The organism is Staphylococcus sp. FSL H8-0121, from assembly GCF_038008425.1.
GTDB classification, from domain to species: Bacteria; Bacillota; Bacilli; order Staphylococcales; family Staphylococcaceae; genus Staphylococcus; species Staphylococcus pasteuri.
Genome location: NZ_JBBOZB010000007.1, coordinates 1 through 25,455 on the forward strand (window position 1 = coordinate 1; position 25,455 = coordinate 25,455).

The 25,455-nt window shown below is 29.4% G+C and carries 27 protein-coding genes and 1 pseudogene; 11 read left to right on the forward strand and 17 right to left on the reverse strand.

What is annotated here, in order from left to right:
- The coding region (locus LFT63_RS12430) for a replication initiator protein A (protein ID WP_000032810.1) at window positions 1–936 on the forward strand (936 nt) is incomplete at its 5' end.
- On the opposite strand, the gene LFT63_RS12435 is transcribed toward LFT63_RS12430, so the two are convergent.
- The 4 genes from LFT63_RS12435 to LFT63_RS12450 all read right to left on the reverse strand — a co-directional run bounded on the left by LFT63_RS12435 (window position 927) and on the right by LFT63_RS12450 (window position 3,618).
- On the reverse strand, window positions 927–1,496 hold the full coding sequence (locus LFT63_RS12435) for a replication protein (protein ID WP_000159079.1): 570 nt from the start codon (window positions 1,494–1,496) through the stop codon (window positions 927–929). The two genes, LFT63_RS12430 and LFT63_RS12435, sit on opposite strands and share 10 nt — an antisense overlap.
- Before the next feature lie 123 nt (window positions 1,497–1,619).
- Complete coding sequence (locus tag LFT63_RS12440; protein ID WP_225973524.1) at window positions 1,620–2,150, reverse strand: hypothetical protein; 531 nt, start codon at window positions 2,148–2,150, stop codon at window positions 1,620–1,622.
- Between the two features lie 71 nt (window positions 2,151–2,221).
- Entirely contained in the window at window positions 2,222–3,298 is a 1,077-nt protein-coding gene (locus LFT63_RS12445; protein WP_000125496.1) for a hypothetical protein, read from the reverse strand.
- Window positions 3,298–3,618 (reverse strand): hypothetical protein, encoded by a 321-nt coding sequence (locus tag LFT63_RS12450; protein ID WP_000701704.1) that lies wholly within the window; start codon window positions 3,616–3,618, stop codon window positions 3,298–3,300. Before LFT63_RS12450 ends, LFT63_RS12445 begins: the two co-directional genes overlap by 1 nt.
- A gap of 148 nt (window positions 3,619–3,766) precedes the next feature.
- Here LFT63_RS12450 and LFT63_RS12455 point away from each other — a divergent pair, with 148 nt between their 5' ends.
- The 3 genes from LFT63_RS12455 to LFT63_RS12465 all read left to right on the forward strand — a co-directional run bounded on the left by LFT63_RS12455 (window position 3,767) and on the right by LFT63_RS12465 (window position 6,924).
- Window positions 3,767–4,966 (forward strand): hypothetical protein, encoded by a 1,200-nt coding sequence (locus LFT63_RS12455; protein ID WP_001831368.1) that lies wholly within the window; start codon window positions 3,767–3,769, stop codon window positions 4,964–4,966.
- A gap of 41 nt (window positions 4,967–5,007) precedes the next feature.
- Window positions 5,008–5,823, forward strand: coding sequence for a hypothetical protein (locus LFT63_RS12460; protein WP_001832799.1), 816 nt, complete (start codon window positions 5,008–5,010; stop codon window positions 5,821–5,823).
- Window positions 5,824–6,441: 618 nt separating this feature from the next.
- Window positions 6,442–6,924 (forward strand): type III toxin-antitoxin system ToxN/AbiQ family toxin, encoded by a 483-nt coding sequence (locus LFT63_RS12465; protein ID WP_001831392.1) that lies wholly within the window; start codon window positions 6,442–6,444, stop codon window positions 6,922–6,924.
- 267 nt (window positions 6,925–7,191) lie between these two features.
- Here the strand turns inward: LFT63_RS12465 and LFT63_RS12470 are convergent, their stop codons facing one another.
- The 5 genes from LFT63_RS12470 to LFT63_RS12490 form a co-directional block, all read right to left on the reverse strand.
- Window positions 7,192–7,719 (reverse strand): GNAT family N-acetyltransferase, encoded by a 528-nt coding sequence (locus tag LFT63_RS12470; protein ID WP_001831394.1) that lies wholly within the window; start codon window positions 7,717–7,719, stop codon window positions 7,192–7,194.
- Between the two features lie 192 nt (window positions 7,720–7,911).
- Window positions 7,912–8,568: a hypothetical protein gene (locus tag LFT63_RS12475; RefSeq protein ID WP_001831384.1), complete on the reverse strand. Its 657-nt coding sequence runs from the start codon at window positions 8,566–8,568 to the stop codon at window positions 7,912–7,914.
- 63 nt (window positions 8,569–8,631) lie between these two features.
- Entirely contained in the window at window positions 8,632–8,841 is a 210-nt protein-coding gene (copZ, locus tag LFT63_RS12480; RefSeq protein ID WP_001831373.1) for a copper chaperone CopZ, read from the reverse strand.
- A 33-nt stretch (window positions 8,842–8,874) separates the two neighbouring features.
- Window positions 8,875–11,262 (reverse strand): heavy metal translocating P-type ATPase, encoded by a 2,388-nt coding sequence (locus LFT63_RS12485; protein WP_001832797.1) that lies wholly within the window; start codon window positions 11,260–11,262, stop codon window positions 8,875–8,877.
- Between the two features lie 14 nt (window positions 11,263–11,276).
- Window positions 11,277–11,552, reverse strand: coding sequence for a metal-sensing transcriptional repressor (locus LFT63_RS12490; protein WP_001831396.1), 276 nt, complete (start codon window positions 11,550–11,552; stop codon window positions 11,277–11,279).
- 174 nt (window positions 11,553–11,726) lie between these two features.
- On the opposite strand from LFT63_RS12490, the gene LFT63_RS12495 reads away from it, so the two are divergent.
- Window positions 11,727–12,002 (forward strand): glutaredoxin family protein, encoded by a 276-nt coding sequence (locus LFT63_RS12495; protein WP_001831374.1) that lies wholly within the window; start codon window positions 11,727–11,729, stop codon window positions 12,000–12,002.
- 40 nt (window positions 12,003–12,042) lie between these two features.
- Here LFT63_RS12495 and LFT63_RS12500 read toward each other — a convergent pair whose 3' ends face one another.
- The 5 genes and pseudogenes from LFT63_RS12500 to blaZ form a co-directional block, all read right to left on the reverse strand.
- Complete coding sequence (locus LFT63_RS12500; protein WP_001831389.1) at window positions 12,043–12,984, reverse strand: cation diffusion facilitator family transporter; 942 nt, start codon at window positions 12,982–12,984, stop codon at window positions 12,043–12,045.
- Window positions 12,985–13,346: 362 nt separating this feature from the next.
- Window positions 13,347–13,832, reverse strand: coding sequence for a helix-turn-helix transcriptional regulator (locus LFT63_RS12505; protein WP_002487969.1), 486 nt, complete (start codon window positions 13,830–13,832; stop codon window positions 13,347–13,349).
- 18 nt (window positions 13,833–13,850) lie between these two features.
- Window positions 13,851–14,117, reverse strand: a pseudogene (locus tag LFT63_RS12510) (replication initiation protein); the annotation flags it as partial.
- Window positions 14,118–14,176: 59 nt separating this feature from the next.
- A complete protein-coding gene (locus tag LFT63_RS12515) occupies window positions 14,177–14,851 on the reverse strand; it encodes an IS6 family transposase (RefSeq protein WP_001105960.1) in 675 nt (224 codons plus the stop codon).
- Between the two features lie 66 nt (window positions 14,852–14,917).
- Complete coding sequence (gene blaZ / locus LFT63_RS12520) at window positions 14,918–15,763, reverse strand: penicillin-hydrolyzing class A beta-lactamase BlaZ (RefSeq protein WP_002505221.1); 846 nt, start codon at window positions 15,761–15,763, stop codon at window positions 14,918–14,920.
- Between the two features lie 106 nt (window positions 15,764–15,869).
- Between blaZ and blaR1 the strand changes: the two genes are divergently transcribed.
- The 4 genes from blaR1 (at window position 15,870) to LFT63_RS12540 (ending at window position 19,578) form a co-directional block, all read left to right on the forward strand.
- Entirely contained in the window at window positions 15,870–17,627 is a 1,758-nt protein-coding gene (gene blaR1 / locus LFT63_RS12525; RefSeq protein ID WP_019235980.1) for a beta-lactam sensor/signal transducer BlaR1, read from the forward strand.
- Complete coding sequence (gene blaI, locus LFT63_RS12530; protein ID WP_001284653.1) at window positions 17,617–17,997, forward strand: penicillinase repressor BlaI; 381 nt, start codon at window positions 17,617–17,619, stop codon at window positions 17,995–17,997. The genes blaR1 and blaI overlap by 11 nt, the downstream gene beginning before the upstream one ends.
- A gap of 263 nt (window positions 17,998–18,260) precedes the next feature.
- Window positions 18,261–18,839: a recombinase family protein gene (locus LFT63_RS12535; protein WP_001829991.1), complete on the forward strand. Its 579-nt coding sequence runs from the start codon at window positions 18,261–18,263 to the stop codon at window positions 18,837–18,839.
- A gap of 160 nt (window positions 18,840–18,999) precedes the next feature.
- A complete protein-coding gene (locus LFT63_RS12540) occupies window positions 19,000–19,578 on the forward strand; it encodes a recombinase family protein (protein WP_031908289.1) in 579 nt (192 codons plus the stop codon).
- Between the two features lie 223 nt (window positions 19,579–19,801).
- Here LFT63_RS12540 and msr(A) read toward each other — a convergent pair whose 3' ends face one another.
- Window positions 19,802–21,268 carry an ABC-F type ribosomal protection protein Msr(A) gene (gene msr(A), locus LFT63_RS12545; RefSeq protein ID WP_002447408.1) on the reverse strand — a complete coding sequence of 489 codons (1,467 nt, stop codon included), beginning with the start codon at window positions 21,266–21,268 and terminating at the stop codon, window positions 19,802–19,804.
- 537 nt (window positions 21,269–21,805) lie between these two features.
- Between msr(A) and LFT63_RS12550 the strand changes: the two genes are divergently transcribed.
- Entirely contained in the window at window positions 21,806–22,501 is a 696-nt protein-coding gene (locus tag LFT63_RS12550) for an ABC transporter ATP-binding protein (RefSeq protein ID WP_002447409.1), read from the forward strand.
- 1 nt (window position 22,502) lies between these two features.
- A complete protein-coding gene (locus LFT63_RS12555) occupies window positions 22,503–23,273 on the forward strand; it encodes an ABC transporter permease (RefSeq protein WP_002455772.1) in 771 nt (256 codons plus the stop codon).
- Between the two features lie 629 nt (window positions 23,274–23,902).
- Here LFT63_RS12555 and LFT63_RS12560 read toward each other — a convergent pair.
- Both LFT63_RS12560 and LFT63_RS12565 read right to left on the reverse strand, forming a co-directional pair.
- Window positions 23,903–24,103, reverse strand: coding sequence for a hypothetical protein (locus tag LFT63_RS12560; RefSeq protein ID WP_000896836.1), 201 nt, complete (start codon window positions 24,101–24,103; stop codon window positions 23,903–23,905).
- Window positions 24,104–24,108: 5 nt separating this feature from the next.
- Window positions 24,109–24,903 (reverse strand): ParA family protein, encoded by a 795-nt coding sequence (locus tag LFT63_RS12565; protein WP_000022892.1) that lies wholly within the window; start codon window positions 24,901–24,903, stop codon window positions 24,109–24,111.
- Between the last annotated feature and the right edge of the window lie 552 nt (window positions 24,904–25,455).

Consider the following 25,455-nt stretch of genomic DNA (forward strand, 5'->3'; position numbering starts at 1 on the left):
ATGTCAAAATTCAAAAAAATTTCTGCTAGTGAATTTGAAACATCTCGTTTTTACCAACTCCCAAAATTTTTATTTGAAGATGGTCATTTTTCTAAAATGACAACTGACGCAAAGGTTATGTATGCTCTATTAAAAGATCGTTTTGAATTATCCAAAATCAATAACTGGATTGATGAAGAAAATAATATATATCTACTATATACAAATAAACAATTATGTTCCATTTTACAATACGGAGAACCTAAAATTATCAAATTGAAAAAAGAGCTAGAAAAATTCAATTTAATTATAAATGAAAGACAAGGACTAAATAGACCTAACAAAATATACCTTTTAGAACCTAGTTATGACAAGGAACTAACAAATCGTAAGTTCCAGAACAAACAAATTATTAGTTCAAGAACTAACGAAAATATAGTTCAAGAACTAACAATTTGTAAGTCTAATGATACTGATATTAATGATACTGAGAATAAAGAAACTGAGAATAATGATACGTATGATATGAATGATAGTGAACATATAGCCAACCCTAATACTTCTCATTCGAATCATCCAAATCATCAATCTAATGAATTTGATAATAATGCCTTAAAATATCATTTACTTCAAGAAATTCCCGATCAACTTCAAACCTATTTAAATAACTTTGAAGTTGATGAAATACAAATTATTAAAAGTGTCATACTTAAAGCTAAATCATCATTTAATAATGAAAAGAATACAGTATACATGTTAGAAGATATTGAGTTTGAGATGATTAATGTGCTCAAACGTTTTAAAGCAACATTAATTCAAAAAAGCGAAAGTGTCGAAGCCATGCAAGGTTATTTAATGCGTTCAATTAAAACAGAACTCGAAGAAATGCATTCCTTAAATATGCGACGTCAAAACGCGCCACAAAACCATATATTCGACACATCACACTATTTATGATTGAACGTATGTCGCCTTGAATCTAAATATTTCGCAAAAAAATACGTCCGTTGGATAATCAAATTTAAATAAGATGGATGATGTTGTCGCGCATACATCACTAGATCTTGAAATTCTATAAAATTGTGATTTTCAATCATATCAATAATGTTATTAAACACTTCGGACTGACCTTGATCTAATAAAAATTGGTTTAAGTCAAAACCACAACCACTTTCAATATCATTGATATCATAAAGCGTTTTATCTGAATTAGAGGCATGAATAAAATAATCAAACATGCCCTTAGGAGACATAATAATTTCAATATGCCTCGGTGTATTTAAGTGTTGTTGAAGTAGTTCAGAGACTTGAGAATAACTTTTTAAAGAATCAAAGAATAAAGCACCGTGTTTATGTGATTTTTTGATTAATCCCGTTGATTGATCTATATCTTGATTGTGCCACGGGCTTAAAATATAAGGAATATGCATCTGTTCCAAAATATCTTGATAGTTAGATGGCGTGCTTTCTTCATATATTAAAAAAGCCCACTTATTCGAACGCTTATCTTTCGTCATCATGGACATCCTTTCTGTGATTATTGATTAATGATGCCATGGGGGGTCGTAGTAACCCCATGGCACTGTTAAGATACACATGCGTTGTGTTTATCACTTCGTGTACCACAACGCATGTGTATCTTAACGTTTGTGGCCTGCAAACCATAGATAACGATGATGACGTTGAGGTTTTGAAAAGTAATAATTCGGGTGCATATGTGTAATTTCTTCATGAATTTGAGGTTCAATCTTTTTTAATATATCGTGAGCTTGCTGTTTCCGGGGAATTTTAATTGCCACACGGACTTCATTTTGACGAACATCAACGAGCGATTTTCCAACCATTTTATTAAAGTATTGCTGGACAGAATTTGTTTTACTTTTGCCGTTATTTTGCCAATCCTGAGTCGTGTCTGTGTCAACATCTTGTTTAAGATAATGTCGTAAAACCATTGTGTGATAAACAGATTTGATATGATTCGTGAGTTGATCTTTCAATAAACGAATCATTAAATCGATAACTATTAACATCAATGCTAAGACTAATAAGTAAAATGTAAGTTGATATACACCATTTGAAATGATTGTGATATAGTGTGTGACGTTTCGCGTATCGATAATATCAATTTGAGACACAATAAAGTTTAATAGGACAAAGAGTTTACTAACCATAACTGTCAAAATAGCGAACAGGAACAAGTAAATGATAATATCATACACACGCATGAAATAGGTTTTCCTCATCACAATACACCTGCTTTCGTATAGTAAGTCGGACATAACAAGGGTAAGACTTGATAGGGAGATTCACTATCAATCACTTGGATTAGACCTGTCCCTTTACCAATGGGTATCACAATACCTTCTGGATCTAAATCGGGGAATAAAAATTGTGTGGTTTTTTTATTAATATTACCGATTTGAATCAGCACATTGAGTTGTTCTCTAACGGAAACCGGGATGGTTTGATGATCAAATCGTTGAGACACCAGTAATAAATGAACTTTGGTGGCACGACCTAATAAAGCAATTTGAGATAGTAATGAAAAGAACGCGTCTTTAATGGTCTTATTCACACCTTCAGCTAAAGCGAGCACTTCATCAATCACAATGGTTAGGTGATCAAATTGATAGTCTGGATCGTCATAAAGAATGGTTTGTCGTTGTTGAATAACTTGAAGGCAATGACTTAAGTTTTCATTAATTTCAGATAAAAAATCAGACTTAGATCGATTTTGATGAGGGTGAATCACAGTAATATCATGAATACGTGCCCAACGGCTCGGTGTATCAAACTTAGGGTCAACAATAATGAGTTCTGATATCGGTTTTAATACACTTAGTAAGTACGTCAGCATATAAGATTTACCACTGCCTGAATTACCTGCGATCGCTATAGATGTAATGTTTTGATAGTTTAAAGTTAATTGTTTCATGATCGGAATTTGTTGATTCGTTAGAGACGACGTAAAACGATCTAAATCAGAAATCACTAAGCGTTCTGATATCCCTTGTTGCCATGGGAAAAACAAAGCGCGTTGCGTATGAATATCGTCGGTATCCATAGGTACGAAATACGCAGAATTCTGTTTTAACAATGTGAATTTGGGATATAAAGCTGCACTCGCAATGAGAAATATTTTTTGATATAAGTCATCGTCCACAATATAGCCTGCAGGCAGGCGAGGAAGAAAGTAAAAACCTTCTTCCGTGACCTTGCAGGTGAAACTATTGGTATAACTGGTTTCGCCTTGCATCATGGATCCTAGTGCCATATTTAAGCTTTGTAGGAGATATTGTTCGAGCTCTTTGGCTGTCATTATTTAACCTCCTTCAGATCTGAAGCTTTGAAGTAAACATCATAACGGACTTCACAAGCTTCTAAATGATCAAAAGTAATGACGCTCATATAATTAGGTAATGTCACTTCATTTTCGAATTTAACTGTGAAGGGCGGTAAGCCTTCTTGAACAAACCAGGCTTTATACGCAATAATTTCTCCGGTAGGCTGATTATTCTCAAAACGCTGTTGCGGATAAAGTTCTGTACTTAAGCTATAAATGGGTTTTTTATTATCAATATAATTGGAAGCTATTTCAGTTGAATAGCCACCTTTTTTGAAATTAGATTGAATTTTCATGTGAAACATCCTTTCTATCCTATTGATGCGCATCGTTTAGGAAATATAAATAGAATTAATCAAAGATATCTGTGATTGATTAAATTTTCGCAAATGAAGTGATAAAATAATAGGTGAAAAAATTTATTCGGTTTTTGGAGGTAATAGCGTGATTATCATTAATAACAAAGGAATCAATGACTTAGATTTTAATTATTGGATGAATAATCAATTAACTGATGACAATATCGAAGAAATTTTAGAGGGGTCTGATTTAAGTATGGAACAAGAAATTTTTAAAAGTAATTATAAAAAATTCTTGGAGATAGATGGCAAAAAGGAAAGATGGTATTCTCTGGAAGAAGCTGCGTATATTATTAATGGGAATTATTTTTCAATTTATGAGGAAGATAGCAAAAAGCGAAGTGTCACAACAGACTATGTAAAAAATAAAAGTAATGATATCTTAAATAATATAGAAAATGGAACAAACCAAAATTGGAATAAATATCATTACCCACAAAAAAGGAAGTTTGCATTCAAAAAAGTAAAGTATGTTAATGAAGATATGATCGATGAAATATTAAGAGATGATGTAACAAAACCTGAAAAAATAAAACGAGGTAATATATCAATCGAAGAGTTGCTACCTAATCAAAATAGAATAGCAAAATATATTAGACAGAATGAGAATATACATAATAAAAGTATAATGATAGATTACCTAAATCAATTAAGTGATACACTGGCAAAATCATTAGACGACGTACGTTATTTTTCAAATAAACTATCATTATTTAAATCTGTTATTAAAGATTCTAGAGAAATAGCACAAAATATACATAGGGATCACGATATAGATAATAAAGAAAAATATGAACTTCTGAAAAAAGAATATAGTAATTTTTTAGAAAACTGTATACGTTTTTCTAATGAATATTTAGATATACTAGATATCAAAAATATTTTTAATATTTTTGATACTAAGAAAATTGTTTTAAATCTGTCTTATTATACGAAAATGTGGGAGGTTCCTGATATTAATAATGAACAACCGATAAATAATAATTTACAAAAGTTTGTTGATTTGAAAAAGAAGAAGTATTTAAATAATGTACATTGGAGTAAAAATAAGATACTTAAACAATTAAATGAAATTGAAGTTAAACCCGTTACTTTAAAAGATGGTACTAGTGAAACAGAACGCGTGGCAGAGTGGATGTATAGAAATAAAACAAAAGTTGTTTATGAAATTATAAATAAAGAATTTGATGATGTTTATGATTTACTTAACGGTATGTTGAAGTCTGAATACACAGAACTTATGGGCTATATGAGAATATGGCATAACTTAAGCAAAAATTTATAAGTCTTAGTAACCTGTTATACACTTTAATTGGAGGAGTTAACGTGTATTTCAAAAATATGGATTTCTTGATTGACCTATACAAGAATTTTAACGAAGTAGGGATTTTTGCAGTAATATATATTATATATGCGCTTATTCAAATTCTAAGTCAAAATATTTTATATAAAAGACAAAAGATGGAAAGAGTAAAAACACTGATAATCAATATAATTTTATACATATTTATAACACTAGTAGCATTAATGTACTTGTTAGCAATGATTTTTTATTCACTCAGTGCATATCCTAAAGAAGAAGTGATTAAATATATAACAGATTGGGATAAAATTAGTTTGCCAGCTATATTACTTGTTCTTTATTCGTTATTATTCCCTATTTTTATATTTCCATTTGTAGGAAAACGACGTAGAAAAAACTATTTTGCAGAAAATGTAAATAATTGTATTATTGAAAGAGAAATTATAGATAGAGTGAGTATTAATGGTAGAGATAAATTAATTCTAAAAGATGCCTTAGGATATCAGACAGAAAAAGATATAACAGGAATAAAGGATTTAAAAATTAGTACATCTCAAAAAAAATCTTGGTTAACGTTAGAAGACATTAAAATAGCTACGATGAGTCTAAGAGATAAACAATTACTGTTAAAAATGATTATAGGTTTAATAATATTTGGGGTCCCTACAGGGTATTTTGTGTGGAACTTCATCAGTGTCGTTGATGATTGGGATAGAATAATGCACGCAAATGATATATTTATGTATATGGGTCTTTTCACGTTACCATTAATGGTAACAGTTGAGTTATATGTAGTTGCATTTATTATTACCAAAAATTTATTTAAAAAGAAAAAATGATAACAAATTTAGATTAAGAGAAAATAACTTATCAAAGGTCGTATATTAGAACATGATATATATAGTTCGCCTATCTATCAAGAATCAATCTAGTCGCAGAGAGGGATCATTACTTTGCTAATCATTTTCGTTAATTGGACTATAACATTGGTTGGTGGAGAAATGTAAAAGACTATTATTATTGATTTTGTAGGATTTTTTTGGTTAATAAGTCTTTTCTTATACTATCAACAATACGGTAATTAGCTTGTCAAAGGATTTTACTCTTTCCAATCAATTGTGGATTTGTATCGGTGTAGAAAGTATTTTGTACCAAGCGTCTACCTGCTTTATTTCTAATGAAAAATCAGTTAGTAAATCTTTAATCATTTTTCTCTTAGAAAACCAATTTGAACGGTTCTGAGAAATATAATATAAAGATAAAAAATTGACATATGATTTATACAGTGCTAAAATTTAAAATGTATATAGGAGAGGTCTTGCCACAAGTAGACATTGAAAAAATAGAGAGTCCATGCTAAAAGTTGGAATTGAAAAAATGGAGAGGTCTTGCCACAAGTAGACATTGAAAAGCGACCAAATATTTGGTCGCTTTATTTTTATACTGTAGGAGAAATTATGAAATTATACTATGTTGATGAAGATTATATTAATGAATTAAGAAATGTAGATGAGAGAGTATTATTAAATAAATCCACTCGTCCTTATTTAGGAGTTGTATTATCTATTAATGATCTTAATTATTTTGTCCCTTTAAGTTCCCCTAAAGAAAATAAAAAACTAAATAATCAACTATCAATAAAATTGTTTGAGGTTAATAATATTCAAAATAGATTAGGATATCTATTATTTTTAAATATGATACCTGTTCCTGATAAATATCTTTCTAAAATAGATATGCAATACATAAAGGAGCAAGATTTAGAATATTATAACTTATTAACTAACCAATTAATTTTTATTAGGCAAGAAAATCAAAGAATCGTAAATAAAGCCCAAAAAGTATATAAAAATGCTGTGATAAAAAAAGTTTCATTTTTTGAATCAATGTGTGTAGATTATTTAGCATTGGAAAGATATGTGAAAGATTTAAAACAGTAAAAAAGATAATTCTGTCAATAATTCCCCTCAACATACTCAGAAGAATTTTAGTGTAAAGTCTTTGTAATTGTCTATCTTAGTTAATTAGATGTTTACTATTATTTCTATATTAATATATAGCTAAAATTAATAAAATAGAAGTCATTAGCTGAATTACTTATGAATCAAAATAAATTTTATATACAAAATGTCATTTTTGAGTACGCTCTAAATAAACAAAAATAGTCCTCTTATTAAAATAAGAGGACTATTTTTGTTTAAAATTATTCAAGACCATTCGCTTTCTAACATACTCATTTGCCATAAATTATAATATTCTCCATTTAATTTTCTAAAGTCTCTTTTTTCTCCTTCTTTTATAAATCCAATCTTTTTGTAACTTTTAATAGCTGATTTATTAAAGGCAAAAACACCTAATTCAATTCTGTGTAGTCCCAAATCTTCAAAAGCCTTTTTCAATAATTTCTTTATTATTTTAGGGCCTAATCCTTGGCCACGCATTTGCGGATCACCTACTAAAACTTTACTTAACGTGGCGGAACAATTTTTAAAATCTATATTATTTAAAGCAATATGACCTATAATTTTTTTTGAATTATTTTCTTCAATGATAACTTTATAAATTATTTTACTAGAATTTTCTTTATTTGTGTCTTTAATATATTCCTTTAATTGTTCTTCATCTAGGGGATAATTAAAATCTGTACCTGCCCATTTGACTAAAAGTTCAGGAGAGTTTATCCAGTTTATTAATAAATCAAAATCTTTCTCCTCAAAATATTCAAACTTAATCAATAAATTACTCCTTAAATAATAGGTTATTAACTATAAAAATTCAGTGAATGTTGCAATATAAACAACCACTACAATTTTTTGATACTTTATTCATCAACTTTCTATCTTAAATTTTCGATTTTTTATAAAGCGTTTTGTATTATCTAAATAACTCTTTACAATTTACTGATTTTTAAGCTTTTGCTAATAGATTTATGCAACTTTAATATTATAAGTAAATCTATGCACTTCATCATTAAATTTAAATTCTGCCCAAATTTTATACATCCCTTTTTTAGGAAAATGAGCATAAAAGGTTGTAGAATCAGGTGATTCTGGGTGAACATGAATATAATCAGTTAATTGCTCATCAAATATAATCACATGTCCTAAAGCTCCTAAATAAGGTTGGGGAGTTAATTCTGTATTGAAAGTTAAAGGGACATGTTCATCTTCTTTAGCACTTATAGAATTTAAAGTTACATGAACTCCTTTGTTAACTTTTACCCAATTTTTATCAGAATTTAAAGATGTTGTAGAGGTTATTTTATCTCCAATTTGCAGTTCAATAGGATGAACGGAATACACATGGTTTTTTGGTGTAACATCAACAAAAGCCTGGTAAGTTCCTGGCTCTAATTGTTGGTTAATTATAAATAAACCTTCATGCTTTTTTTGAGGGTGTAGGTGGTAATATTTCTCCATGTCATTAGATACTAAAACGAAATGCATTTCTTTTTCATGCATAGTATCTAATAATGGGGCATTATTAAATTCATCTTCTAACGTAATTTCTATATTACCATCTCTATATACAACATTTGCTTTAATTTCGGGTTTGTTTGAATGATATTCATGATTATGATTCATATTTTTATCCTCCTTAATTTTTAATAAGGGCATATCATTAAACGATATGCCCAACTATTTAAATTATTTAATTACATCGTAACCTTGATCTTCAATAGCTTCTTTAAAGTCGTTGAAAGCTACTTGATTTTCATCAAATTCAACTTCCACATTCCCATTCGCCAAGCTTACTTCTGAAGATGTTACACCATCTAATCCATTTAATGCTTTTTCAATTGAATGCTTGCAATGGTCACAGCTCATACCTTCTACATTAATAACTTCGTTAGTCAATGTTGTCACCTCCTTTCAAGAAATATAAGATTCTTATAATTTCATACGTTTTAGACGTAAAGCGTTTGTGACAACACTTACAGAACTTAAAGCCATTGCTGCTCCCGCAACCCAAGGTGCTAGCAGACCAATTGCTGCTATAGGGATACCTGCAACATTGTAACCAAACGCCCAAAATAGATTTTGGCGAATATTACGAATTGTAGATTTACTTGCTTTTATTGCTTTTGGAATTAATAAAAGGTCTCCTCCTAAAATAGTTATATCAGCAGCTTCGATTGCAACTTCTGTACCTGTACCAATGGCAATACCAATATCTGCTTTAACTAGTGCTGGAGCATCATTGACACCATCTCCAACCATAGCTACTTTTTTACCTTCAGATTGAATTTCTGCTACTTTAGAAGCTTTTTCTTCTGGTAAAACCTCTGCAATAATCGTGTCTATACCAACTTGTTTTGCTATTGCTTGTGCGGTACGTTTGTTATCACCAGTTAACATAGCAACTTCAATACCTAATTCATGAAGTTTTTGAATAGCTTGTTGGGCAGTATCTTTAACTGTATCAGCTACAGCGACAACCCCTCTCAATTCGTTATCTACGCTTATAAGCATTGCAGTTTTTCCTTCTTTTTCAAATTGAGCGAGATTTGTTTCAGCTTCATTAGTTTGGATTCCTTTTTCACTCATTAGTTTTCGATTTCCGACAAAAAGTTCTTTACCATCAATTGTTGCATTTATACCGCGCCCTGGTATAGCTTCAAAATGGTCTACTTCTAAAAATTCTAATGATTTTTCTTTAGCATAACTTACGATAGCTTCAGCTAGTGGGTGTTCAGAACCTTTTTCTGCACTAGCTAACAATTGTAATGTTTGATCATCTCCACTAAAATCAGTGACTTCAGGTGTGCCATTTGTTATAGTGCCAGTTTTATCTAAAACAACTGTATTAATAGCGTGTGTACCTTCAATGTGTTCTCCACCTTTAAATAGAATGCCATTTTCAGCAGCTTTTCCGGTACCCACCATTATAGAAGTAGGCGTAGCTAAGCCTAACGCACAAGGACAAGCGATAACTAATACTGCTATTGCAGCAACTAAGGCTGGTTCAAATTGTCCCGGCTGAACTAATGAAATCCATATAATAAATGTGAAAATCGCGATACCTACAACGATAGGTACAAAATATCCAGAAATAATATCTGCTAGTCTTTGTATTGGCGCTTTAGAACCTTGCGCTTCTTCGACAACTTTAACAATGGAGGCAAGAGCTGTATCTTTACCAACTTTTGTTGCTTCAACAGTAATTGCTCCATTTTTATTCATTGTTGATCCTATAACATTATCATTTTGCATTTTTTCAACAGGAATAGATTCACCTGTCAACATTGACTCGTCAATTGAAGTCATACCTTTAATTATTTTGCCATCTACTGGTATTTTTTCTCCTGGTTTGATAACTAAATAGTCTCCTTCTTTTACCTCACTTAAAGGAACCATAGTCTCTTCACCGTTGCGTAATATACGTGCTTCTTTAGCTTGTAAATTCAACAATTTACTTAACGCATTTGTTGTTTGTGTTTTAGCACGTGCTTCTAAATACTTTCCGAAAAGAATTAAAGTAATTAATACAGCACTTGTTTCAAAATATAGGTGTGGCTCATAATTTGTATTAATTAACCACTTAATCGATTCATAAATACTATAAAAGAAGGCTGCGCTTGTACCTAAAGCGACAAGAACATCCATATTTGCTGACCCATTACGAAGGTTTTTATAAGCGCCTACATAAAATTGCCAACCAATAACAAATTGAACAGGCGTTGCTAATACAAATTGGAACCACGGGTTCATAAATATATGTGGTATTTGAATACCAAATAAATGAACGAACATTGTCATTAACAATGGAGCTGCTAAAACAGCTGAAACAACTAATTTAATTAACTGTCGTTTTAATTGTTTTTCTTTTTGGGAACTTTTTTCTGATGCTTCTTTTTTAGGTTGTGCCTCATACCCTAGGTTTTTAATACGTTGTTGAAATTCATCTACAGACGTCATATCAGGGTTGTATTCTACAGTAGCACTTTCTGTGGTTAAATTAACTGTAGCCTTATTTACACCTGAGATTCGATTTAAAACTTTTTCGATTTTATTCGAACAAGCTGCACACGTCATTCCCATTACATCGAGATCCACTTTTTCGGTTAAAACTCCATAACCTGTTTTTTGAATTGTATTTGCAATATCTTCTAATGATGTAACATTGGGGTTATATTCAATTGTAGCTTTCTCTGTAGAAGGATTTACATTAGCGTTAACTTCATCTAATTTATTTAGATTTTTTTCTACTTTATTCGAGCAAGCTGCACATGTCATGCCTGTGATACCTAATGAGGTTTTTTTAATATTTTCACTCAATTATTTCTTTCCTCCTATTTTGAAAATTGTTTTAATACAACCATCAATTCTTTGATACTTTCTTCTCCGTTGCCATTTTTAATACCTTCACTTACACAATTAGATATATGGTCTTCAGTTACTATAAAACCCACTTGTTTTAGGGCTGATTGTATTGCTGTTATTTGTACTAGTACATCTATACAATATCTATCTTCTGCTATCATTGATTGTAAACCGCGCATTTGTCCTTCTAATCTTTTGAGTCTATTGAGCAATGCGTCATTGTTTTTAACAGTAGTAGTGTTCAATTTCACCCCTCCTCATATACCCTAACGGGGTATCTCTTGTTGGAATCTATATTATACCCCTAGTAGGTATAAGTCAATACAAAAGTTTCATATAAAAAATTAATATTTATAGTTTGTTTTAAGAGGTACACTTGTATAAAATGTATGCTAAAACTTATATTAGGAGAGATATATTTGGATAAAAATATACAACTTGAGCTTTACACAAGACCTACATGCTCTGATTGCCAAGAATCAAAAAGGTATTTAAACTCTCAAGAGATTAGTTATAGTCATAAAGATGTAAGTCAAAATTTGGACTTAGAAGAAGAAATGAAAAAAATATCAGGCAACCGAATTGTTCCCTTATTTGTTTTTTATAAAAAAATTTTTTGGGGTAAAAAAAAGTTGTTTAAATATTACGTGGGATTTGAAAATAACAAAAAAGATATATTAAATATATTGGAATAATTAAATAAACAGCCATTATTAAAAAATAATGGCTGTTTATTTAATGATGATGTTGACTGTCTTCTTCTTTCACGATACAAAACAATTTTTCACTATGATTATTGTTAGAAGTTTCAGTCTGTATTGTGACATGTTGAATATTTTGATGATTGAGTTCATGTTCTATACGTTTAAGTAAAAACTCATTTTCAGTAATGGTCATTGTATCTTCTACAACAATATGACAAGATAACGCGTTTAATCCGCTAGTTACTGACCAAACATGAAAGTCATGAATATTTTTAACTTCTTTGAATTTTTTAATAGTTTTAATAATGTCTTTTGTATTTATATTGCTTGGTGCTCCCTCCATTAATACATGAAGACTTGATTTTGTTACATAAAAGCCGCTACGTAGTACTAAAATTGCTACAATCACACTTGCTAAAGGATCCGCCCACCCCCATCTAAAAAATATAATGAGAAGGGCTGCTATAACTGCACCTATAGATCCAAGCATGTCGCTTATTACATGCAAATATGCTCCACGCATATTTAAGTTTTCTTCTACATCGCTCCCGCGCAGCATTATCCAAGCCACAATAATATTAATAAACAAGCCTACCAAGGCGATAATTAACATGCCTGTAGAAGCTACCTCAGGGGGGTTTTTAAATCTCTCAATAGCTTCATAAAAAATATAGATAGCTATTAACATCAAAGTAATACCATTAAGTACAGCTGCTAGTATTTCAAACCTTTTGTAGCCAAAAGTTTTATTTGTATTAGCTTGCTTCGCTCCTAAAGTAAATGCAATTAAAGCAATACCTAAAGAAATAGAATCACTTAACATATGACCAGCATCTGAAATTAACGCAAGACTGTTAGTAAAGAAACCACCTAACCCTTCTACAATCATGTAACTTGTAATAATAATAAAACTAATTAATAAAGTCTTTTTGTTCGCGCCATGTGTATGATTATGATTGTGATCGTTTTCCATTTAATCCCTCCTCTTTTTAATGATGAAAAATATTTTCTATAATTTGAATTTTTGTTTTTATAACTATAGAGTTAAAAAATATAAAATTTCAATTAATGTTTTGTTACTCGAAGAAAATCATACTAACTTATGAATATATGCTCATATATTCATAAGTTAGTATGATTTTTATCCTTTGTCAATATAGAAATGCTTTGTATTTTGTATATTAAATAAAAACCCTACTTTGCTTTGGACAGTAGTGGGATTTTTGCATATGATAAACCACACTTCACTTGCTAAATATTAACTATATTATAATTAACAAGTGATAATTTCTTTTTAGAGAAAATAATGTATTCACGCCTTTAGGCGTGAATACATTATTTTTTTTTGAATAGTTTAGAAAAGATAGATTGTTTTTGTTCATTTTTTTTTGATGCTTTTGGAGTAATGATATCTTCTTTTGAATCTATATTATCAGTTTCTATTTTTTTGGTATTACTTAATATATTTTGGCTATTTAAATTCAAAGATTGTTCTTGTTTTAATGCAATTGTTAAATCGTCAATTTGTCGATTCTTTTGTCGAATTTCTGATTCTAAATGCTCTATGTATTTATCGATATAACTGCTATATTGGTTATTTAATGATTCTGTTTTGTTTGTCGATTTTTCATCAAATTTTGTCGATTCTTTTGTCGTTTTTTTATTTAAAATTGTTTTTAGATAATCTATTGTATTATCATCTATTAATGATTTGTTACCTACTTTGTTTACCTTCAAATTTGAAGGTAAACTTTTTAAATGATAATGAATTGTTTGTTTAGAGACATCTAAAAGTTCAGAAACTTCCTTTACAGTTTTCATCAAATAACTGGGTCTCCTTTACTTTTTCATTTTTTGTAAAAACGCTTGACGTTCTTCTTCTGTATACGCAGATGTCTTAGATGTGGTTGGTTCATAAGTGTTATTTTTTAACCATTGTGGCGTCATTTCACGGCTTATATATTGTTTTGGTTTGCCTGTACTTATCATATTAGATTGTCGTTTCGAATGAATACGTTTCTCAGGTTCAAAAGAAAATTCTAACCATTCAATCTTTCGTCCTTTTTTAGCTTTAATTTTATTAATATTGAGATTTTTAAATAAAAAGGGTTCTGTTGCAAAGTAAAAAATATAGCTAATCACTAATATATCATGTCAGTGTTCGTTTAACTTGCTAGCATGATGCTAATTTCGTGGCATGGGGAAAATCCGTAGATCTGAAGAGACCTACGGTTCTTTTTATATAGAGCGTAAATACATTCAATACCTTTTAAAGTATTCTTTGCCGTATTGATACTTTGATATCTTGTCTTTCTTACTTTAATATGACGGTGATCTTGCTCAATGAGGTTATTCAGATATTTCGATGTACAATGACAGTCAGGTTTAAGTTTAAAAGCTTTAATTATTTTAGCCATTGCTGCCTTCGTTGAAGGTGCCTGATCTGTAACTACCTTTTGAGGCTTACCAAATTGTTTAATGAGACGTTTGATAAACGCATATGCTGAATGATTATCTCGTTGCTTACGCAACCAAATATCTAATGTATGTCCCTCTGTATCAATGGCACGATATAAATAGCTCCATTTTCCTTTTATTTTGATATACGTCTCATCAATACGCCATTTGTAATAAGCTTTTTTATGCTTTTTCTTCCAAATTTGATATAAAATTGGGGCATATTCTTGAACCCAACGGTAGATCGTTGAATGATGAACGTTTACACCACGTTCTCTTAATATTTCAGATATATCACGATAGCTCAATGCATATCTTAGATAGTAGCCAACGGCTACAGTGATAACATCCTTGTTAAATTGTTTATATCTGAAATAGTTCATACAGAAGACTCCTTTTTGTTAAAATTATATTATAAATTCAACTTTGCAACAGAACCATTTAGAATATTAAAATTCCTTCATTACACTCTTGGCGGTTTCACTTATCAACTTATCATTTGGCTTATCACTTTTATTGTCTTTATTCGTAAAAATGACTAAAACAATAGGTTCAGATTGGCCCTTAGGATAAACAAAAGCAACATCATTTCTAGAAGCATATGTTATTGCTTGACCACTTTTATCAGCAACCTTACAGTCTTTTGAAACACCGTCTTTAATTAAAGTATCTCCGCTTTTATTATTTAACATTAAATCAAGTAAGAATTTTTTGTTTTCTTTGCTTAATTTTCCATTTGCGATAAGTTTATTTAAAGTCTTACCGAAAGCAGCAGGTGTTGAAGTATCTTTTTTGCTCTTTGGTGAATAATAATTTAATTCTATCTCATATCTAACTGGATTTGTTACTTTATCTCCTAGTCCTTTTAGACGTTGTTTAACTTTTTTGATCCCACCGATCTCTTTTATAATTTTATTGTTTGCTGTATTATCACTATATGTCATTGAAGCCTCAATAAGTTCTTTTAAAGTGATATCTTTTCCTACATATTTTTCTAAAATAGGAGAATAAGCAACTATATCATCTTTGTTAATATGTATTTTTTTATTTAACTTATTATAAGGTACTTGTTCTAACAAAATAGCACTATTTATCGCTTTTGAAGTCGAAGCATAGGCAAATCTCTTATCTGAATTAAATTTTACTTCCTTACCACTTTTAGTATCTAAAGCATAAACACCAATATGAGCATTATATTTTTTTTCTAAATCATTTAACTCTTTGGCATGTGAACTGTTTGAATTACATGCACTTAAAACTAAAGCAATTGCAATTAAAAATATTAACTTTTTCAAAATAAACCCTCCAATATTACAGTTGTAATTTTTACAAATTAATAATATTACAATTGTAATATTGGTGTCAATTGTTTATTATAAATAATTGAAAGAAGGTGTCAAAATGGCTAAATTACTAATAATGAGCGTAGTAAGCTTTTGTTTTATATTTCTATTGTTAGTATTTTTTAGGTATATATTAAAACGCTATTTTAATTATAGTTTAAATTATAAAGTTTGGTATCTAACTGTGCTTGCTGGATTAATTCCTTTTATCCCAATTAAATTCTCTTTTATAAAATTTAATAATGTGAATAATCAATCGCCCACAGTTGAAAGTAGGTCACACGACTTGAACCATAACATAAATACCACCAAACCTGTTCAAGAGTTCACAACAGATATCCATAAGTTTAATTGGGATTCAATTGATAATATCTGCACAGTTATTTGGATAGTTTTGGTTATTATTTTAAGTTTTAAATTTTTGAAATCCTTATTATATCTTAAATATTTAAAGAGACAGTCACTTTATCTAAACGAAAATGAAAAAAATAAAATAGATACGATACTTTTCAACCATCAATATAAAAAAAATATTGTGATTCGAAAAGCAGAGACTATTCAATCTCCAATAACTTTTTGGTATGGGAAATATATTATTTTGATTCCTAGTTCATATTTTAAAAGTGTAATTGACAAAAGACTAAAATATATAATATTGCATGAATATGCTCATGCTAAAAATAGAGATACTTTACATTTAATTATCTTTAATATCTTCTCTATTGTTATGAGTTACAATCCATTAATACATATTGTAAAAAGAAAGATAATTCATGACAATGAAGTAGAAGCCGATAGATTTGTTCTTAATAATATTAACAAAAATGAATTTAAAACTTATGCGGAATCTATTATGGACTCCGTATTAAATATTCCATTTTTTAATAAAAATATATTAAGCCATTCATTTAATGGTAAAAAGTCATTACTCAAAAGAAGATTAATTAATATAAAAGAAGCCAATTTGAAAAAACAGTCCAAATTAATTCCAATTTTTATTTGTATTTTTACTTTTTTGCTCATGGTAATTCAAAGCCAGTTTTTGATGGGGCAATCCATAACTGATTATAATTATAAAAAGCCCTTACAGAACGATCACCAAATTTTAGATGAAAGTAAAAATTTTGGTTCAAATAGTGGATCTTTCGTCATGTACAGCATGAAGAAAGACAAATACTATATTTATAATGAAAAAGAAAGTAGAAAGAGATATTCTCCTGATTCAACTTATAAAATTTATTTAGCGATGTTTGGACTTGACCATCATATCATAAGTGATAAAAATTCACGTATGTCATGGAATCATAAACATTATCCTTTCGAGTCTTGGAATAAGGAACAAGATTTAAATACAGCAATGCAAAATTCAGTTAATTGGTACTTCGAACGTATTAGTAATCAAATACCAAAGAACTATACTGCGGCTCAACTCAAGCAATTAAATTATGGTAATGAAAATTTGGGAAGTTATAAAAACTATTGGATGGAAGATAGTTTGAAAATATCTAATCTTGAACAAGTAATAGTTTTTAAAAATATGATGGAACAAAATAACCATTTTAGTAAAAAAGCAAAGAATCAATTATCTTCTTCATTATTGATTAAGAAAAATGAAAAGTATGAACTGTATGGGAAAACAGGTACAGGTATAGTAAACGGGAAGTATAATAATGGGTGGTTTGTAGGTTACGTAATTACAAATCATGATAAGTATTATTTTGCTACACATTTATCAGATGGAAACCCGTCTGGGAAAAATGCTGAATTAATCAGTGAAAAAATATTAAAAGAAATGGGTGTTTTAAATGGCCAATAAGCAAGTTGAAATATCTATGGCTGAATGGGATGTTATGAATATAATATGGGATAAAAAATCAGTATCAGCTAATGAAATTGTAGTTGAAATTCAAAAATATAAAGAAGTTAGCGATAAAACAATTAGAACATTAATCACAAGACTATATAAAAAAGAGATTATAAAACGATACAAATCAGAGAATATTTATTTTTACTCATCAAATATTAAAGAAGACGATATTAAAATGAAAACTGCTAAAACTTTTCTTAATAAACTGTATGGAGGGGACATGAAAAGTTTAGTGCTAAATTTTGCGAAAAATGAAGAATTAAATAACAAAGAAATTGAAGAATTGCGAGACATTTTAAATGATATTAGTAAAAAGTAATTAGAGATATGTTTCAAACATTATACATATGTAAACTATACTTGACTCTTATTAAATTAGTTTTGTTAATAACATTTAAAATATATTAGTAAAGATGAGAGTGTACATAAAATAACCATTTTCTGTACACTCTCTTTTTATATCTAGATATATAGCTAGTATACATATTTTAGTGTTCAATAACCCAACAGAAAATCTATGTTCATAAATATGGTTAGAATTAAGTTATGGTACAATGAAAATCTACATAGGAGGTTTGTATTTTGAAAATAGGTTATGCAAGAGTCTCAACTGGTTTGCAAAATTTGAATTTGCAGGAAGATCGATTAAATCAATATGGTTGTGAAAAGATATTTAGCGATCATATAAGTGGATCAAGAAGTAAACGTCCTGGTTTAGATAAAGCTATTGAATTTGCGAGGTCAGGAGATACGATTGTTGTTTGGAGACTAGATAGATTAGGACGTAACATGGAAGATTTAATCACATTAGTTAATGAACTTAATAATCGAGGCGTGAGTTTTCATAGTTTAGAAGAAAATATAACAATGGATAAATCAAGTTCTACAGGACAATTGTTATTTCATTTATTCGCAGCATTTGCAGAGTTTGAACGTAATTTAATTTTAGAACGTTCTTCAGCGGGGCGAATGGCAGCTCGTGCTAGAGGACGCTATGGAGGTCGACCCGAAAAATTAAATAAACAAGATTTGACTTTACTCAAAACACTTTATGATAATGGAACCCCGATTAAAACTATTGCAGAGCAATGGAAAGTTTCACGTACAACAATCTATCGTTATCTCAATAAGTTAAATAACCAAGAAAATAAAGATAAATAAAAAATATTACTGAGTTTTAAGAAAGATAAAAGTTAGACAGGATACACCCTAATCATACATGTATAATTGTTGAATTTATAGCAACTAAAATGTATGGTTAGGGTGTATATTAATTATGAGGTGAAAATCAATGATTGTTGGCTATGCGTGAGTATCATCGATCGATCAAAATTTAGAAAGACAACTTGAAAATTTAAAGACGTTTGGGGCTGAAAAAATATTTACAGAAAAACAGTCTGGGAAATCTATTGAAAATAGACCAGTATTTCAAGAAGCACTTAACTTTGTAAGAACGGGAGATCGATTCGTTGTGGAATCTATTGATCGTTTAGGACGTAATTATGATGAAATTATTGAAACTGTGAATTACTTAAAAGAAAAAGACGTTCAGTTAATGATTACAAGTTTACCTATGATGAATGAAGTTATTAGTAATCCATTACTGGATAAATTTATGAAAGATTTAATTGTTCAAATTTTAGCAATGGTTTCAGAACAAGAGAGAAACGAAAGTAAACGTCGACAAGCACAAGGAATTCAAGTTGCAAAAGAAAAAGGCGTTTATAAAGGACGACCTTTACTTTATTCGCCAAACGCGAAAGATCCTCAAAAGCGTGTTATCTATCATCGAGTTGTCGAAATGTTAGAAGAAGGCCAAGCAATTAGTAAAATTGCAAAAGAAGTAAATATAACAAGGCAGACTGTTTATAGAATTAAACACGATAAGGGATTATCTTGATAAATAGGTTGTCAATGCAAATGAGCGTTTCTCACAGCGTTCTAAAACGCATATTAATCATCTATTATGAGATTTTAATAATAAAACAAGAAAAGAGAGGGTAAAAACTCCCTCTCTTTTCTTCTATATTCTTTTTCTCAAAAATGATCGGTTATGGTACTATTGTTATTTACTTTATTATAATACTTTAAAGAAATATTCAATATAAATTAGTGTATAGTTTTTAAGTTATATCATGAATAGATTGTCCTGTTAATTCCCATTTTTTATCTGATACATGTTTAACAAACCTTGTATCATGTGATGTAAACAAAATGATTCCAGGATATTTATTCATAAACATTTCTAATGCTTCTAATGTTTTAATATCTAAAAAATTAGTTGGTTCATCCAAAATTAACATATTCGCTTTCGTTGAAAATAATACTGCTAACGATAATTTCGTTCTTTCCCCACCACTCAAAACATTACAAGAACGCTCAAGTGCTTCATTTAAACCCAAGTTATTTAAAATAGCTCTACTGAATGATTCTGATGAATCCGTTTCATCCATTAAATATTGCAATAATGAAACGTCACGCATGTCTTCATAAGCAAGTTGACGATAGTATGCCATTTGCACTTTAGGAGAACAATCAATTCCCTCTATTTGGTGGTAAATAGCTTCAAGTAAAGTTGTCTTACCTACACCATTTGCACCTACGAGCGCTATATTTTTGCCATATGGTATTTGGAATCGTACTTGTGTTAGCAGTTTTTGACTTCCTTTAACCAATGTTAGATTTTGTGCAATGATTGGATAATTATTATGGATATCATAAATTTTATTTTGTGGAAAATTGAATTCATGATAACTTTGTGGTTTTTCAACTTCTTCCAAATGTTCCATTCTTTTTTCAATATGCTTAGCTTGTTTTTGAGCAGCCTTCTCAACCGTGCCTTTTTGTTTTGATGCACTTAAACGATCTGGTGCTATACTTTTATTTTTTTGTTTTGATGATGCTTGTGCCATTTGTTGCGCTTGATTTCGTTTAGCTTTACTGGCTTGGGACAATCTTTGTTTTTCACTTATATACTGTTCATATTTACGTTGTTGTTCTAACTGTTCTTGTTCATATTGATTTTGATACTGTGTGTAATTACCTTTAAACACTCTTATTGTGCCATCTTCTTGTATATCCCAAATTGTGTCAGCAATTTGGTCTATAAGTGCTCTATCGTGACTTACTATAATTAAAGTACCATAGTAATATTTTAAAATATTATTCAGATAATCTTTACCAATTTTATCCAAGTGATTTGTAGGTTCATCTAAAAGTAATATCGGACTATAATTTGATATGACATTAGCTAATTTATATTTTGCTTTTTCACCACCACTCATACTGTCGGTTGTATGCATAGGTATATGGAGTTCACTCATTAAACTACCGTCTAACGTGTTAAAATCATTTTCCACATCCATGTTAAGCTGTTCAAAATATTGAATTTCGCCATTCGTTTCAACTGTTCCAGATTCTGGTTTTGTTTTTTGAGCAATCATATTTAGTAATGTGGTTTTGCCAGTACCATTACCCCCAATAAGTGCTATTTTTTCAAATTGGTAAGCATAAAGATGATCGATGTTAAGTGATCGTAAATCTGTCAATTTATGATTGATTTGGTTAAATTTAATTGTATATTGTTCCATATTTATACACTCCTTGTATATTTAAAGGACGTGTACGCAAAAAATGAGACAGGCTACTCCCGTCTCATTCACATTACACTTTCAAACACTTAAAGAATTATTACGATGTTTTAGTATTTGAAAGCGTTTATTATTCCTATCGAAGGATAAAAAATGACATAAGTCATCCTATGAGTGTGTGTATTGCGGACAAGCCTTTTTGAATTAATTTAGTTTTGTATTCAAAAAGGTTTATTTGAGTCTCATAGAAGCTGTCATTTTAATCCTCCTTCATCGATAAAATAGTAATGTTAATATAACATTTTATTGGTTTTTTTTACAATATATCTCTAAGTACAAAGATCATATAATAAAAGTATAAAATTACAATTTGAGATTGATTATACATCTTGTTAATTTAGAGTGTACTTATAAAATGCAGCACTTCATTTAATTTATATTTATGTATCTCAACATGTATTTAAATAATTTATTTTTTTATGATACATTAAGTTTGGATTTAAAATATATCTAAATAATTAAAAAGGAGATAATTGTATGGATGTTTTAACAGTAGAACATTTAACAAAAAAGATAGGTAATAAGACTATTCTCAAAGATATTTCTTTAAATTTAAAACGAGGACAGATTGTCGGTCTTGTTGGAGCAAATGGGGCAGGAAAAACATCTTTGATGAAAGTTATATTAGGCTACTCGATTTATCAAGAAGGTAACTTTGAAGTTATTGAAAATAAGCATAAAAAAAGTAACGTTGGTGCATTGATCGAAAATCCAGGAGTATATCCCTTTATGTCAGGCTATGACAATCTTAAACTACTAAATGAAACTAAAAATACTCAAGATATTGATACAATTGTCTCTCAACTTAAAATGGATGAGTATATACATAATAAAGCCAAAACATATTCCTTGGGTATGAAACAAAAATTAGGTATTGCAATAGCTTTCTTAAATCAACCCCAATTAATTATTTTAGATGAACCTATGAATGGGTTAGATCCTAGGGCTGTAAGAGATGTTAGAGAACTCATTGTAAAAAAAGCGGAAGAGGGCGTTACCTTTTTAATTTCTAGCCATATATTAAGTGAGTTAGTAAAAATCACCAATTCTATCCTTATCATTAACAAAGGTAAAATTGTTACTGAAACTACCGAAGAAGAATTAAACCAATATAAAGATAACGATTTAGAAAATGTATTATTAAGTATCATTGATAAGGAGGATCAATCGTAAAATGGGCACTTTAATTAAGCAAGAATGTTTTAAATTGTTTAAAAAGAAATCGACGTTTATTATACCAATTATCATTATGTTATTAATGGTTGTTCAAGCTATAATATCTAAAAACTATGATGATGTTTTTTCTCCACAATCATCTATTGAATCAGCATTTAGTGGTTTTTCATGGTTTATCTTTTTATTAATTATTCAAGCCAGCACCATTATTTCAATGGAGTTTTATCATGGTACAATTAAAAATCTTCTCTATCGAAAATATACGAGAACAAGCATTATTATTAGTAAAATTATTACATTAATACTTTTTTCACTACTGTATTTTATTGTTAGTATTGTTGTAGGAATTATTCTATGGGCTATTTTCTTCAACGATATCAATCTCCTTGAAAGTAAGGGTGATGCGTTATCGTTATTAAGTAAAATGTTATTAACTGGACTAGGTACATATGTTGGAACATGGTTAGTCTTAAGTATCACCTTATTAATTTCATGTGCAATGAAAAGTCCCGGTGTCTCTATTGCTGTCGGTATTGTATTGTATTTTGCCACTTCAATTTTGTCAGGGATATTAACAATTGTTGTAGATAAATGGGAATGGTTAAAATGGAACCCTATTAGTATGATGAATATTATGGTTCAAATTGTTGATAAAAACATGAAAAAATTCACAAAATTAGAACTGCATGAATTATTTATTGGTAATATTGTTTATATTATTATTTTCTTAATCATCGTAGTATTTGTCTTTAAAAAGAAAAATGTCTAATCTAACTCAACACACTTTATAATTTTGCATTCCTCTACTAACCAGTGTTATAATCTACTTAACTCCCGTAAGGGCGCACTTATACGTTTGTTCCAAACGCTAGTGTAGATCCGTCATCGACCTGCGTCGATTTTTAATTTTAAATTCAAAGAAACGGCTTGAGATATTCCGAGCAGTTATAAAAATTAATTTGTGTCGAATATCGCTACTACATTCTTGAAAAAGTGATGTAGATTTTTAGCCCATAACTTTTTTTATTTACATCGACGATACGGCGTCGAAGGAAAAATAAACAGACCGTACGAAAGAAAAAGTCAATCCACTTTGTCTGGGTTGGCTTTTATTTTTATATCCAAAGGCGCACTTACACACCTAAAAAAGTGTCGTACTAAAACCAAAACTCATATGTGATAAGCTAATATCCTTATTTTGCATTTTAAGGGGTATTTTATATGTTTTTTTACATAAGCTCTTAAAACACAAATGAGAGCCAAATAAAGGTTCTGTATGGACTATGATTGCCTCATTCACTCTGTTTACATAACCAATGATTATCAGAAGTTATTTAAAATAAGAGTGTGTCATTACAGTCTAAAGTAATGACACACTCTTTCAATATATATATAATACTAATACTTATTTTTTTCCAAAAATTCTCCTAACACTTCATCAACTATAGCTTTTATAGATGTATCCTTATCTAATGCCATTTGATTTAGTCTTTTTTTTATATCAGTGTCCACTCTCATAGTCGTACTTTTAGATACCGGTTTATAATTTTCCGTATATTTTACCTCAGATGTATCTATGTTATCTAAAAATCCTGCCATAAATATCACTCACCCTCAATTAATCTAATTCTATTAACTAATTCTTCGTAGACTTTGTTAAACATATATATAACTTTTTTGTCATGCATATCTTTATCTTTTATTCCATCAGCGGCAAATTTTTTTATTCTTTCTCTTTGATATATCTGGTTCTCAAAGAGTGCTTCAGAAAATGCTGATTTAGACATATCTAATATCTGTTTATCTACACGTCCACTTTTTTTAATTAATACTGGAACAGCGCCAACCAATTCAAACGATAAATCTGATTCTTTTTTTCGATCCCTTAAAAAATTAACAAATGAAAGACTACTTTCATAAGCAGATTGTTGTGTTTGAAATACCATTAAAATGTAATCACTTGCATAAACAGCATTATTAGTGAAATCAGAGTTAATAGTAGGTGGTACATCAATAAATATATAGTCGAAATCGTGAATTTCTTTAATTTTTTCAACCACATTTTTTAAAATATATCTTTTCTTTAGAATATCTGTCTTTGAAATGATATCGGATAAGTTAGCCAAAGATGAATCAGCTGGTAATAGTGATAATTTGGAAGTTAATTTCACAATACTTTGATCTATATTTCCATTTTTTAGCATGTTTATAAATGAAATCTTTTCTTCCTCAAATTCCGGATAAGTTCTTTTCATAATTTGAGTTGCATTTCCCTGAGGATCAAAATCTATTAAAAGTACTTTTTTATCATAATTTTCAGATGCAATATAAGAAAGTAACGTGGCTACTGTTGTTTTACCTACACCACCTTTAAAATTTCCAACTGTTATTATGCTCAAAATAATACCTCCCATTTACTATGTCTTTACTCTTTACATTAGTTCACTATCCTAATTGGGTTTTTGTTACATGTAACATGTTACTATTGAAATTATTTTTTTCAATCTTTATTTACTATGTCTTTACTCTTTACATTAGTTCACTATCCTAATTGGGTTTTTGTTACATGTAACATGTTACTATTGAAATTACTTTTTTTCAATCTTTATTTACTATGTCTTTACTCTTTACATTAGTTCACTATCCTAATTGGGTTTTTGTTACATGTAACATGTTACTTATAAGAAGTTACATAATTTATTGTTTCTTCTTTTTTACTTTGTTACTATTAACTTAGATTTTAATAAAGTAAAAAGCGTTTAGTCGTTGGCCCGACTAAACGCTTTAGGTAATAAACGCTAACATATATACTCTAAATGATGCGTTGTTTATATAATAAGTACATATAATTATATAGTATAAACAATATGACTTCAAGAATGAGATATTATTAAATATAATAACGCGTCTTATTACCTCTATCTAAATATGAAAAAGAAGAGGTTTATATT

Excerpts from the sequence above, each read along its gene's own strand:
- LFT63_RS12435 (WP_000159079.1), bottom strand. The coding sequence starts at position 1,496 with ATGACGAAAGATAAGCGTTCGAATAAGTGGGCTTTTTTAATATATGAA.
- LFT63_RS12440 (WP_225973524.1), bottom strand. The coding sequence starts at position 2,150 with ATGGTTAGTAAACTCTTTGTCCTATTAAACTTTATTGTGTCTCAAATT.
- LFT63_RS12445 (WP_000125496.1), bottom strand. The coding sequence starts at position 3,298 with ATGACAGCCAAAGAGCTCGAACAATATCTCCTACAAAGCTTAAATATG.
- LFT63_RS12450 (WP_000701704.1), bottom strand. The coding sequence starts at position 3,618 with ATGAAAATTCAATCTAATTTCAAAAAAGGTGGCTATTCAACTGAAATA.
- LFT63_RS12465 (WP_001831392.1), top strand. The coding sequence starts at position 6,442 with ATGAAATTATACTATGTTGATGAAGATTATATTAATGAATTAAGAAAT.
- LFT63_RS12475 (WP_001831384.1), bottom strand. The coding sequence starts at position 8,568 with ATGAATCATAATCATGAATATCATTCAAACAAACCCGAAATTAAAGCA.
- LFT63_RS12500 (WP_001831389.1), bottom strand. The coding sequence starts at position 12,984 with ATGGAAAACGATCACAATCATAATCATACACATGGCGCGAACAAAAAG.
- LFT63_RS12505 (WP_002487969.1), bottom strand. The coding sequence starts at position 13,832 with ATGAAAACTGTAAAGGAAGTTTCTGAACTTTTAGATGTCTCTAAACAA.
- LFT63_RS12515 (WP_001105960.1), bottom strand. The coding sequence starts at position 14,851 with ATGAACTATTTCAGATATAAACAATTTAACAAGGATGTTATCACTGTA.
- blaR1 (WP_019235980.1), top strand. The coding sequence starts at position 15,870 with ATGGCTAAATTACTAATAATGAGCGTAGTAAGCTTTTGTTTTATATTT.
- blaI (WP_001284653.1), top strand. The coding sequence starts at position 17,617 with ATGGCCAATAAGCAAGTTGAAATATCTATGGCTGAATGGGATGTTATG.
- LFT63_RS12550 (WP_002447409.1), top strand. The coding sequence starts at position 21,806 with ATGGATGTTTTAACAGTAGAACATTTAACAAAAAAGATAGGTAATAAG.
- LFT63_RS12555 (WP_002455772.1), top strand. The coding sequence starts at position 22,503 with ATGGGCACTTTAATTAAGCAAGAATGTTTTAAATTGTTTAAAAAGAAA.
- LFT63_RS12560 (WP_000896836.1), bottom strand. The coding sequence starts at position 24,103 with ATGGCAGGATTTTTAGATAACATAGATACATCTGAGGTAAAATATACG.